Origin of the sequence: Halalkalicoccus paucihalophilus (assembly GCF_001593955.1) — an archaeon.
GTDB lineage: Archaea > Halobacteriota > Halobacteria > Halobacteriales > Halalkalicoccaceae > Halalkalicoccus > Halalkalicoccus paucihalophilus.
Genome location: NZ_LTAZ01000004.1, coordinates 48,011 through 60,118, shown reverse-complemented (window position 1 = coordinate 60,118; position 12,108 = coordinate 48,011). Strand labels below are relative to the sequence as shown.

General features: G+C 64.4%; 8 protein-coding genes. 5 read left to right on the top strand and 3 right to left on the bottom strand.

Translation table 11 applies throughout. The features are described 5' to 3' along the window. The first annotated feature begins 72 nt into the window (after positions 1-72). The 4 genes from HAPAU_RS05345 to HAPAU_RS05330 all read left to right on the top strand — a co-directional run bounded on the left by HAPAU_RS05345 (position 73) and on the right by HAPAU_RS05330 (position 7,337). Positions 73-3,153 (top strand): adenosylcobalamin-dependent ribonucleoside-diphosphate reductase, encoded by a 3,081-nt coding sequence (locus HAPAU_RS05345; protein WP_066380449.1) that lies wholly within the window; start codon positions 73-75, stop codon positions 3,151-3,153. A gap of 87 nt (positions 3,154-3,240) precedes the next feature. Beyond that, a complete protein-coding gene (locus HAPAU_RS05340; protein ID WP_066380447.1) occupies positions 3,241-4,581 on the top strand; it encodes a class-III pyridoxal-phosphate-dependent aminotransferase in 1,341 nt (446 codons plus the stop codon). A gap of 113 nt (positions 4,582-4,694) precedes the next feature. Further along, positions 4,695-5,831 carry a M24 family metallopeptidase gene (locus HAPAU_RS05335; RefSeq protein ID WP_066381903.1) on the top strand — a complete coding sequence of 379 codons (1,137 nt, stop codon included), beginning with the start codon at positions 4,695-4,697 and terminating at the stop codon, positions 5,829-5,831. Positions 5,832-5,975: 144 nt separating this feature from the next. Further along, entirely contained in the window at positions 5,976-7,337 is a 1,362-nt protein-coding gene (locus HAPAU_RS05330) for an FAD-dependent oxidoreductase (RefSeq protein WP_066380445.1), read from the top strand. 1 nt (position 7,338) lies between these two features. Here HAPAU_RS05330 and HAPAU_RS05325 read toward each other — a convergent pair whose 3' ends face one another. After that, a complete protein-coding gene (locus tag HAPAU_RS05325) occupies positions 7,339-8,307 on the bottom strand; it encodes an NAD(P)-dependent oxidoreductase (protein ID WP_066380443.1) in 969 nt (322 codons plus the stop codon). Between the two features lie 105 nt (positions 8,308-8,412). On the opposite strand from HAPAU_RS05325, the gene HAPAU_RS05320 reads away from it, so the two are divergent. Beyond that, positions 8,413-9,693 carry an amidohydrolase gene (locus HAPAU_RS05320; protein WP_066380441.1) on the top strand — a complete coding sequence of 427 codons (1,281 nt, stop codon included), beginning with the start codon at positions 8,413-8,415 and terminating at the stop codon, positions 9,691-9,693. Here the strand turns inward: HAPAU_RS05320 and HAPAU_RS05315 are convergent. Then, the gene (locus HAPAU_RS05315) at positions 9,690-10,349 is read right to left on the bottom strand and encodes a hypothetical protein (protein WP_066380439.1); all 660 of its coding nucleotides are present in this window, start codon (positions 10,347-10,349) and stop codon (positions 9,690-9,692) included. The genes HAPAU_RS05320 and HAPAU_RS05315 overlap by 4 nt on opposite strands. 48 nt (positions 10,350-10,397) lie before the next feature. Next, the gene (locus tag HAPAU_RS05310) at positions 10,398-12,026 is read right to left on the bottom strand and encodes a BCCT family transporter (protein ID WP_066380437.1); all 1,629 of its coding nucleotides are present in this window, start codon (positions 12,024-12,026) and stop codon (positions 10,398-10,400) included. Between the last annotated feature and the right edge of the window lie 82 nt (positions 12,027-12,108).

Genomic DNA, 12,108 nt, shown 5'->3' with positions numbered 1-12,108 from the left:
CCGAAATCATCTACGCCGTCAAATCGTAGGCCAGTCTGTCGCTACCGGTAACGGGGAGGTTCGCGCGTGAGCATGGATACGGACGCGACCGAGGTCACCCTACCGGTAAAACGCACCGAGGGTGAGACCTTAGAGGAGCGCCTGACAGCGAACGCCTATCAGAACATCCTCCCCGCTCGCTACCTCCGGAAGAACGCGGAGGGCGAACCGGTCGAATCGCAGGAGGACCTCTTCGCCCGCGTCGCGCGGAACATCGCGCTCGCGGAGGCCGTTTTCGAGGCCGAGCGACAGGGGGTCGAACTCAGCGTCTCGCCGGATCAGCTCAAGCCGGACCACCCGCGCCGGGACGAACTCGCAGCGGAGGTCTTCGGAGCGGGCGTAACGGCCGAGGACAGCGCGGAGACGGAACTCTCCGTGTACAACGTCAACAAGTTCGCCTACGAGACGCTCGTCCCCGAACTCCCCACCGAGATCCGCGAGCACGTCGAGGCGAAAGCAGCGGAGTTCCAGGAGCTGATGGAACGGCTCTCCTTTATTCCCAACTCGCCGACGCTCATGAACGCGGGCGACGAACTCCAGCAGCTCTCGGCGTGTTTCGTCGACTCGCCCGACGACGACATCTCGGATATTCACCAGACCGCAAAGGAGGCCGCCGAGGTCTTCCAGTCGGGTGGTGGTATGGGCTATGCGTTCTGGCGCCTGCGCCCCTACGGCGACAGCGTGGGCAGCACGGGCGGCATCGCGAGTGGCCCGATCACGTTCATGCGCACGTTCGACCAGATGTGCGAGACGATCGCGCAGGGCGGTGCCCGACGGGGCGCCCAGATGGGCGTCATGCGCGTCTCGCATCCGGACGTCATCGAGTTCATCCACGCGAAAAACAAGGACGTCTCTCTTGCACACACCCTGCGACTCAACGACCCGGACGACTACACCTACACCACCTTCTCCGAGGCGCTCGAGGAGGCCCGCGGGCTGATCGACGACGACGGGAGGGTCCCGAAACACCTCCGGAACGCCGTCGAGGGGCACCTCTCGAACTTCAACATTTCTGTCGGTGTGACCGACGGGTTCATGCAGGCGCTCTACAACGACGAGGAGTTCGTCTTCACCAACCCTCGCACCGAGAAACCCCATATCGCGACCGCCGAGACCAAGGAGATGTACTCCCGGTACGACCTCGGCGACTATGTTGAAATCGGCGAGGAACTCTCGATTCCTGCTGAGCTGATCTGGGAGCGCATCGTCGGCGGCGCCTACGAGAACGGCGAACCCGGCGTGATCTATCTCGAACGGGTGAACAAGGAACACTCCTTCGACGTGGAGGCCCACCCCGACCACCGCATCCTCGCGACCAACCCCTGTGGCGAACAGCCCTTAGAAGAGTACGAAGCCTGCAATCTCGGTCACATCAACCTCTCGACGCTCGCGGACGAGGGTGCCCCCGACTGGCGGGTCTGGCACGCCGACCACGCCGAGGAGTACGACTCGCTCGATGACGCAGTCGAGGCCTACCTGGAGGAGGCCATCGACACGGCGGAGTTCGAACGCCGGATCGAACTCGGGACCCGATTCCTCGAAAACGTCGTCACAATGTCGGACTTCCCCGTCCCCGAGATCGAGCGGAAGGTGCGGGAGATGCGAAAAATCGGGCTCGGAGTCATGGGGCTCGCCCAGCTCTACATCCAACTGGGCGTGCGCTACGGAAGCGAAGAGGGCAACGAGATCGCGAGCCAGCTCATGACCCGGATCAACCACGGCTCGAAACGGACGAGCCACGACCTCGCCGAAGAGCGCGGCGTCTTCGACGACTGGGCCGACTCGAAGTACGCGAACCCGACCGAGTACCGCGAGTGGTTCGAGCGCCAGACCGGATTGGACGCCGACGAGTGGGCCGATGGTTTCCCGATGCGCAACCACAACACGACGACCATCGCGCCCACCGGAACGACCTCGATGGTCGGCAATACCACCGGGGGCTGTGAGCCCATCTACAACGTCGCCTACTACAAGAACGTCTCCGACGACGTGCAGGGCGACGAGATGCTCGTCGAGTTCGACGACTACTTCCTCAGGGTTCTGAAGGCCAACGACATCGACGTCGAGGAGGTGAAACGCGAGGCCCAAGACCAGATGAGCGAAAACGAGTTCGACGGCGTCGAGGGGCTCTCGACCGTGCCCAACGCCATCGGCGAGCTCTTTGTCGTCACGAGCGACCTCTCTGGCAAGCAACACGCCGCCGTCCAGTGTGCCTGCCAGACGGGCGTCGACAGTGCGATCTCGAAGACCTGTAACTTCCCCAACGACGCTAGTCGAGAGGACATGGAGGACGTCTTCAGGTTCATCTACGACAACGGCGGCAAGGGCGTCACCGTCTACCGGGACGGCACCCGCTCGAAGCAGGTGCTCACGACGCGTGCGGACAACGCGGAGTTCGCCGACGAGGAGGAGGCCGCAGCGGCGCTCGTTGAGGGGATCACGGAGGTCTTCGGCGGGATCGATGAGTTCCTCAGCCACGAGGAGGTCCGTGCGGTCCTCAACGACGACTTCGACCTCACCCCCGAGTCCGGTCAGTACGCCGAAAAGCGCGCTCGACCGGACGTTCTGCACGGTGTGACCCAGCGCATCGATACGGGCTACGGCAAGCTCTACGTCAACATCAACGAGGACAACGAGGGGCACCCGTTCGAACTGTTCGCGAACATCGGCAATTCGGGAGGATTTACCGCGAGCTTCACCGAGGCGCTCGCCAAAACCATCTCGACGGCGCTTCGCTCCGGGGTCGACCCCGAGGAGATCGCGAGCGAGCTCCAGGGGATCCGCTCGCCGAAGGTCGCCTGGGACAAGGGCCAGCAGGTCAACTCCATCCCGGACGCGATCGGGACGGCGATGCGACGATACCTCGACGGCGACATCGAGCGCGCCTACCCCAAACAGCAGAACCTCACCGAACTCGAAGAGGAGGGCGAACCGGGCCGAACGCAGCCGACCTCCGACGGCGGAACGGCGGTCGATTCGGGGGCCGCCGAGGACGCCCATCAGGACCTCATCGACGCGGGCGAGAGCCCCGAGTGTCCCGACTGTGGGTCGATGACGCTGTACTATTCGGAGGGCTGTAAGACCTGCGAGTCCTGCGGTTGGTCGGAGTGCTGAAGTAGGCGGTCGGGTTTTTTCGATCGATAGCGGCTATCTCACGCTCGCGACGACAAGAGTTAATAACGAGGTATACGGTTTCCGTGTATGGATCGTGATACCGCGGAGCCGAGCGTGCAGCGACTCCCCGGGGAGCGGACGCGCGAGTGGGTCGAGTACCACCACCGGTACTCCGCACCCAGCGAGCACGCCCACGAATTCGCATGGGACATATCGGGGGAGGCAGAGGGCCCGTTCTGTACCGACCTCGACGGCAACGTCTTCCTCGATTTCACCTGCCACATCGGGGCGGCTCCCTTGGGATACAACAACCCCAAAATCACCGATCGGATGGCGGAGTTCGATCTCGTCGACCCATTGAAAATCGCCGGCCAGGACTTCTACGCCGGGTCGGCGGGCGGTCCCGCCGAGCCCGAGATCCCGGGAGCGGCCCAACTCATGGAACGACTCGTCGAGAGCGCCTCGCAGTACGACATGGACACGGTCTTCCTCTCGAACTCGGGCGCGGAAGCCATCGAGAACGCGATGAAGATCGCGTATGCGAACACCCCCGAGCGAAAGTACGGGATTACCTTTCTGGGGGCGTTTCACGGCCGCACGCTCGGAACGCTCTCGATGACGCGGGCGGGCGACGTCTACACGCGCGCCTATCCCGAAACCGCCGGTACCCGGACGGTACCCTTCTGCGAGGACCGCACCTGCGAGGAATCGACCTGTTCGTGCGGCTTCTTCGCAGGCGGGCGCTCCCAACTGGAACGGATGCTCGACCCCGAGCGGGGCTATATGGATCCCGCCGAGGTCGCCTTTCTCGTTCTCGAACCGATCCAAGGTGTCGGCGGCTATCGGTTCCCGAGCGACGCGTTCATGGAGGAGGTCCAACGGGTCTGTGAGACCGACGACATCCACCTGATCGTCGACGAGATCCAGTCGGGGGTCGGCCGTACCGGGAAGATGTGGGCCGCGGATCACTACGCGATCGAACCCGACGTGATCTGTAGCGCGAAAGCGCTCCGATCGGGGGCGACGATCTCCCGCTCGGACGTCTTCCCCGAGGAGAAGAACCGACTGGGCTCGACGTGGGGCGGTGGGGATCTCGTCGCGGCGGCCCAGGGCGTGTTCACCCTCGACGCGATTCGGGACTACGACCTCCTCGACAACGCCGTCGAACGCGGCCAACAGGTGAAAGAACTGCTCGTCGATGCCGATCTCCACGGAGTCGAGGACGTTCGTGGGAAGGGACTGATGCTCGCGATCGAGTTCGACTCGAAAGAGCGGCGCAACGCCGTCGTGAAGGCGGGGCTCCAGCGAGGACTGCTCACATTGGGTTGTGGCCACAGCACCATCCGCCTGTTGCCGCCGCTCGACGTCACGGAACGCGAGATCGAACTGGGGGTCTCGCTGTTCTGCGACGCCATCGACTCGACGTAATTACACGGATTCCGTTATCAGAGTACACAAAAAGCATAAGTGCCGGGACCGAGAGATCGGTCTTGTTAGTGATTATCGTGCAGGTGTTCGAGCGATCCGAGTACGAGCGGCGGATGGAACGGACCAAAGAACGCATGCGGGAGGAGGGGATCGAGACGCTCTTTCTCACGGACCCCGCGAACATGAACTACCTCTCGGGCTACGACGGCTGGTCGTTTTACGTCCACCAGGGGCTCATCGTCTCGCTGGATCACGACCAGCCCGTCTGGGTGGGCCGCGACATGGACAAGAACGGGGCGAAAGCCACCGTCTGGATCGACCACGAGAACCTCTACCCCTACAGCGACGACCACGTCCAGTCGCCCGTGGGCAAACACCCGATGGACTACGTCGCCCACGTCATCGAGGAGATGGGGCGGGGCGACACCCACATCGGCGTCGAGATGGATGCCTACTACTATACCGCCAAATCCCACCAGCGCCTGCAGGAGAAACTGCCCGAAGCGACGTTCTCGGACGCCACGTTGCTCGTGAGCTGGGTCCGGGTGGTCAAATCCGAGCGGGAGATCGAACTCATCGAGGAAGCCACCCAGCTCTCGGAGGCTGCAATGGAAGCGGGGATCGAAGCGATGGGCGAGGGCGTCCCGGAATCGACGGTGGCGAGCGAGATCTACCGCACCCTCGTCGCCGGAACGGAAGCCTTCGGCGGCGATTATCCCGCGATCGTACCGCTGATGCCCTCGGGCGAGCACACCGGGACGCCCCATCTCACATGGTCGGACGAGCCGTTTTCCGATGGGGATCCCGTGATCGTCGAACTCGCGGGCTGTCGCCACCGGTATCACTCGCCGCTGGCCCGGACCGCCGTCGTGGGTGAGATCCCCGACGAGATGGCACGGGTTTCCGAGGTCGTCGTCGAGGGGTTGAACGCGGCGCTCGACCGGGCGGCACCGGGCGTGACCTGCGAGGAGGTCGAACTCGCGTGGCGCGAGTCGATCGCGAGACACGGCATCGAAAAGGAAGACAGGATCGGCTACTCGATGGGCCTTGGCTACCCGCCGGACTGGGGCGAGCACACCGCGAGCCTCCGGCCGGGCGACGAAACCGTATTGAAGGAAGACATGACGTTTCACATGATCCCGGGGATCTGGACCGACGAGTTGGGCGTCGAGATCAGCGAGTCGTTCCGCGTGACCGCGAACGGGGCCGAGCGCTTCTCCTCGTTCCCCCAGAAGGTGTTTTCGGTCTGAGAAGAGGGGCGCAGCGGCGATCGTATCCGGGTTCGACCGAATTGAGGCTTGGTAACGTTTCTACCGACCGATACCGACATAGAAAAGTAGTCGACACCCCACCACCAGAGTGGAAACGGCCGTCGTGAAGGAAGGTTTTCCATTATGGTAGAAAAATACGACCTCGTCATCGTCGGCGGAGGAATCAGTGGGGCAGCGCTGCTCTATACCGTCTCGAAGTTCACCGACATCGAGCGGGTGGCGCTCTTGGAGAAAGAAGAGGATATCGCGGCGATCAACTCACACCACACGAACAACTCCCAGACGCTCCACTTCGGGGACATCGAGACCAACTACACCCGCGAGAAGGCCGAGGAGGTAAACGAGGGTGCCCAGATGCTCGCGGGCTACCTCGAAAACGAGGACCCCGACCGTGAGATCCACAGCAAGCGCAGCAAGATGGTGCTGGCGGTCGGCGATGAGGAGGCCGAGGAACTCCGCCACCGGTATCACGACGAAGGGTTTTCGGACCTGTATCCGAAACTGCGGGCGATCGACCGCGAGGAGATCGCCGAGATCGAGCCCAACGTCGTCGAGGGACGGGACCCTGATACCGAGTTGCTCGCCCTCCAGACGCCCGACGGCTACGTCGTCGACTACGGCGAGACCGCACAATCGTTCATCGACAACGCGAGCGGGGAGGACGGGATCGACGTCTACACCGGCAGCGAGGTAAAGCGCCTCGACGAAACCGACGACGGGTTCATCCTCGAGAGCGAGGCGGGCTGGTTCGAGGCCGACACCGCCGTCGTCGCGGCGGGCTCACACAGTATGCAGATCGCAAAGGAGATGGGCTACGGCGAGGACATGTCGCTGCTGCCCGTTGCGGGCAGCTTCTTCCTCGGGAACGACCTGCTGAACGGCAAGGTCTACACCCTTCAGATGCAGAAGCTCCCCTTCGCGGCGATCCATGGCGACGCGGACGTCCACGACCCCTCGATCACGCGCTTCGGCCCGACGGCCAAGTTGGTGCCCGAACTCGAACGCGGGGAGCTCTCGACGGTCGAGGACTTCTTCGACGTCTTCGGGCTGAACGTCGATTCCCTACTGAGCTACGGCAACGTGCTGGCCGACCGGATCCTGCTGCCGTACGTGCTCAAGAACCTCGTCTACGACGTTCCCGGGGTCGGAAAGCGCGCCTTCCTGCCCCACGTGAAGAAGGTCGTCCCGAGCGTCGAACTCGACGACATCGAGCGGGCGAAGGGCTACGGCGGGGTGCGTCCCCAGATCGTCGATACGGACGGAAAAACGCTCGACATGGGCGAGGCCAAAATCACCGGCGAGGGGGTTATCTTCAACGTCACGCCCTCGCCCGGGGCCTCGACCTGCCTGAAAAACGCCATGCGCGACACCGAACAGCTGGTCGAGTTCCTCGACGGCGAGTACGCGTTCGACGAGCGGGGCTTCCGCGAGGCGACGGTCGGGAACTTCCCCGAAAAGCGGGCGATTCCGGCCGACGACGACTGAGTTATTCGGGCGACACCACGAGGTTGTCGAGGTCCCCACCCCCGTCGAGCGCCTCGACGTTTCCGGCGACGATTTCTGCCAATCGTTCCCAGTGTTTCGGGGTGTGACCGCCGGTGTGCGGCGTTATCAGCACGTTCTCGAACCCCCACAGCACGTGCTCCGGCGGGAGGGGTTCGGGGTCGGTCACGTCGAGCGCCGCCCCTCTGATACTATTGAACTGGATCGCCCCGACGAGCGCGTCCGTGTCGACGATCGGCCCGCGGGCGGTGTTGATCAGGACCGCCTCGGGGGGCAGGGTCGCGAACTCGTCCTCGCCGATCAATCCTCGGGTCGTTTCCGTCAGCGGACAGGCGATCACCAGGTAGTCGGTGCGCGCGAGCGCGTCGTGGAACTCCTCCTCCTCGAACCCGATCACCTCGTCGGTCGGCCCGCCCTTTTCGGGTGAGTAGCGCACCCCGATCGTCTCGACTTCCATCCCCTCCAGTCGCTGGACGAGCGCCCGCCCGATGGAGCCGAGGCCGACGATCGTGACAGTGCTTCCCGTGAGTTCGCCCGACTGGAAGTGGCGCCACTCGCGGTTCCCCTTGCGCCGCCAGCCCTCGTGGAGTCGCCGGGCGAAGACGAGCATGTTGCCCAGAACGCCCTCGGCGAGCCCCGGTGCGTGGATTCCGCCGGCGTTTGTCACCGCCACGCCCCGCTCGCGGAGCGCCTCGGTCGGGAGGTGTTCGGTGCCCGCGAAGGCACACGCGAACAGTTCGAGGTTCGCTGCGTGCTCCAGCAGTGCCTCGTCGATTCGAACCCCGGTGGCGACCCGGGCGCCCTCGATCAGGTCGCGCTCCTCGCTTGGCGTCCGGGCCCGTCGGACCTCGTGATCGGGCAGTCGCTCGCGGAGTTCCTCGGCGTACGGTTCGGTCGAGAGGCCCTCGGTCCCCTCACGCAGCACCACCACGTCCGGTCGTTCCTCGGTCATAGCTATCACTCCTCCCGATCGGACGCCCGGCGCTAAAAACTTCGTATTCGCTATCAACGAATTCTGTGTATTTTTAAGTGACTGGGGCGACGAGTTCGCGAGAGAATGTCACGGACGATACGCGACGGGATGAGCGAGTGTCGACGGACGTTTCACAGGTATCCCGAACCGGCGTGGCGGGAGTTCTACACGACGAGCCTGCTGATCGACGAGATCGAGCGCGTGGGGGTAGACGAACTCGCGGTAGGCCGGGAAGCGATGGCCCCCGACGAACGGATGGCGGTCCCGGGAGACGAGAAACTGGAGGAATGGTTCGAGCGGGCGCGTGCGGCCGGCGCGCGCGAGGACGTCCTCGAGGCCTGCGAGGGGGGGTATACGGGCTGTGTGGCCGTCCTCGACCGTGGCGAGGGGCCCTCGATCGGCCTCCGGGTCGACATCGACGCGCTCTTCATCGAGGAGGCATCGGACGAGGGGCACCTCCCCGCACGCGAGGGGTTTCGCTCCGAACACGAGGGGCTGATGCACGCCTGCGGGCACGACGCACACATGACCATCGGGCTCGCGGTGCTGGAAGCGGTGAAGGAAAGCGACTTCTCCGGCACTCTCACCGTCTTCTTCCAACCCGCAGAGGAGGACGGCGGCGGCGGGCGGCCGATGGCCGAGGGACCCTACACGGAGGGGATCGAGTACCTGCTGTGTGTCCACGTCGGGCTCGATCACCCCACCGGCGAGGTGGTCGCAGGCATCGAAAAGCCGCTGGCGATGAGCCACATACACGTCGACTTTTCGGGAAAGTCCTCCCACGCGGGCCAGGCGCCCGAGAAGGGGGCGAACGCGATTCAGGCGATGGCGACGGCGGTGAGCGAGGCCTACGCGATTCCACGCCATGCCGGGGGGATGACGCGGGTGAACGTCGGGCGGGTCGAGGCCGGGACGACGAGCAACATCATCGCCGAGAACGCGCGGATCAGCGCGGAGGTACGCGGGGAGACCACCCGGTTGATGGAGTCGATGAAGGAGCGTTTCGAGCGGATCTGTGCGTCTGCCGCCGAGATGCACGGCTGTGAGGCCGACCTGCAGGTCCACAGCGAATCCCCGCGCGCCGACAGTGATCCCGAACTCGCGGCGCTGGTCGACGGGGTCGCACGCGGGGTCGAGGGGGTCGACAGACCCGTCGAAGCGGCCGATTTCGGTGCGAGCGAGGACGCGACGTTCCTGATGGAGGCGGTCCAGGAGGCGGGCGGATTGGCTACCTACACCATCGTCGGCACCGATCACCCCGACAGCCACCACACCCCACATTTCGACGTCGACGAGCGCACGCTGGGGATCGCACTTGACGTGCTGACCGGCTCGATCGAGCGGATCGAAGCCGAGCGGCCCTAGTCGGTCAACTCCTCGATACGCCGGTCGCGTTGGGTGGCGGCCTCCTCGGCCCGCCGTGCAAAGTGATCCATCTGACCCTTGATCTCCTCGCGCAGCGGCGCGGGCGAGAAGTCCTCGCTCTCGGCGAGCAGGCGAACGAACGCGCGAAGCTCCTCGTCGGTGATCTCGTCGAACGACCCCCGATCGAGCTTCGCAACGACCTCGTCGACGTCGATCCGACCGACGGGGTCGACGTTGAACTCGACGTTGACCATGCGGTAGTCAGAGCCCGCGAGCTCCTGTTCTCCCTTCGAGACGCCGCGGGCGAGCATCTGTTTGAACGGCGTCGAGTAGCCCATCGTCCCCAGATGCAGGAAGGCAAGCGTATCGGTGATCCCGCGGGTGTAGGCGTCCCGTTCGTCGTCCTCGGGGTCGAACACCGTCTCGCGGTCGCGCTCGTCGAGGTGATCGAAGAGGATCGTGAAATCGAGGATCGCGTTGCGGACCCGCCGGCGGATCCGGTTTCGCTTCTGTTTCTTCGAGTGCTCCGTATAGTCGGTCTTGCGTCCGAGCAGGAACGCCCGGTCGCTCGGGGTCAACACGCCCCGATCGCGGTCGGGAGCGAACGCGAGATCGGCGGCCGACTCGCTACCGGTGGTTTCGTCCTCGTCACCCATACACAGAAACTGTATACGATAATGGAAAACGGTTCCGAATAGCGTCGATCAGTCGTCGTCGTTGGCGGCGGTCGGCGTGTCGGCCGATTTCGAGCGATCGGGACCGGGGCCGACAATCCACGCGCCGTCCTGCAGGATCACGCGGCCGTGGGTCGCGCTGAAGTGCTTTGCAAGCCCGAGCATGGCGAGGAAGCAGACGAACGCGAACGGGGCGCCCGTGATGATCGCCGCCGACTGGAGCGCCTCGATCCCGCCGATGATCATGAGGATCGCCGCGGTCATCCCCAACACCACGCCCCAGAAGATCCGGTTGATGTTCGAGGGCTGGGCTTTTCCTCCAGTAGTCATCATCGAGACGGCGAGCGTCGAGGAGTCGGCGGAAGTGATGAAGAAGGTCGTCACGAGGATCATGAACGAGATCATGAAGACGGTCCCGAGCGGGAACGCGTCGAACAGGATGAAGCCCGAGACCTCCGGACCGACCTCGCCGGCGATGACGGCGCCGAAGTCAGCGACACCGTTGTGCTGGGCCCAGACCGCCGTGCCGCCGACGAACGTGAACCACGGAATGGTCGCCGCGGAGGTCGCGGCGATACCGGTGAAGGCGACCTCTCTGACTGTTCGTCCCTTCGAGATCCGCGCGATGAACACGCCGGCGAAGGGCGACCACGAGAGCGCCCACGCCCAGTAGAAGACCGTCCAGGCGTTGGCCCACTCCGTGCCGCCCTCGACGCCGGCACCGGTAAAGAGGCTCATCGAGACGAAGTCGGTGATCATGCCCCCGACCGCCTGCGTACCGAGCAGGACGAGGAAGACCGACGGTCCGACGATGAAGGTCGCGACCATGAGGGCGACGAACAGCGCCATGTTGAAGTTCGAGAGCCGGCGGATCCCCTTGTCGACGCCGAGTACCATCGAGATGGTGAACAACAGCGTCATGGTCGTCACCACCAGCAGGATGCCGGCGTTGCCCAGATCGATCCCCCACTGGAAGCTCAGCCCGCTGATGAACTGGCTCCCGATGAATCCCAGCGAGGTCGCGACGCCGCCGATGGTGGCGAACACCGCGAGGATGTCGACCAACTTGGCGATCGGGCCGTCGAGGTTGTCGGCACCGAGGATCGGCGTGAGCGCCGAAGAAACCCTGAGTGGCACGTTCTCGTAGTTGTAGGTGAAGTAACCGATCGCGAGCCCCATGATAGTGAAGACCGCCAGTTGGGGCAGCGCCCAGTGAAACAGCGTCTGTTGGATGGCGATGGTCATCGCCGCGGCCGACCCTCCCGAAACGTCGAACAGCGGCGAGGGGTTGGCGTAGTAAAACAGCGCCTCGGTCGGCCCCCAGAACACCACGCCAGCGGCGAACCCCGCCGAATAGAGCATCGTGAAAAACGAGATGAAACTGTACTCGGGCGGGTGGTCCCCGAACTTGATCTTCCCCCACGGACCGACGATCAAGAAGAGCAAGAAGAGGACTATCAGGAAGACGATCACGAGCAACGCCCAGTTCAGGTACTGGAGCATCGCCCCATTGAGGTAGGCGATGGTGCTCTCGACGGTGCCGGGACTGGCGAAGAACGTCGCGATGATGCCCACCGTCAGTCCGGCACCGAAGAGGAAGACCACCGGATCGATCTCCTCGCGGAAGCGCCCGACCGGCCCGAGGTCGTCGTCGGGCACGGTCAGATCCTCCTCCCGACGCCGAATCGACCCTCGCGTTCGGGCGAGCGATCGACAGCGAGACGGTCGCGCACGGCACCCC

Coding starts and splice junctions, on each gene's coding strand:
- HAPAU_RS05340 (WP_066380447.1), top strand. CDS start 3,241: ATGGATCGTGATACCGCGGAGCCGAGCGTGCAGCGACTCCCCGGGGAG.
- HAPAU_RS05330 (WP_066380445.1), top strand. CDS start 5,976: ATGGTAGAAAAATACGACCTCGTCATCGTCGGCGGAGGAATCAGTGGG.
- HAPAU_RS05315 (WP_066380439.1), bottom strand. CDS start 10,349: ATGGGTGACGAGGACGAAACCACCGGTAGCGAGTCGGCCGCCGATCTC.
- HAPAU_RS05325 (WP_066380443.1), bottom strand. CDS start 8,307: ATGACCGAGGAACGACCGGACGTGGTGGTGCTGCGTGAGGGGACCGAG.
- HAPAU_RS05335 (WP_066381903.1), top strand. CDS start 4,695: ATGGAACGGACCAAAGAACGCATGCGGGAGGAGGGGATCGAGACGCTC.
- HAPAU_RS05345 (WP_066380449.1), top strand. CDS start 73: ATGGATACGGACGCGACCGAGGTCACCCTACCGGTAAAACGCACCGAG.
- HAPAU_RS05320 (WP_066380441.1), top strand. CDS start 8,413: ATGTCACGGACGATACGCGACGGGATGAGCGAGTGTCGACGGACGTTT.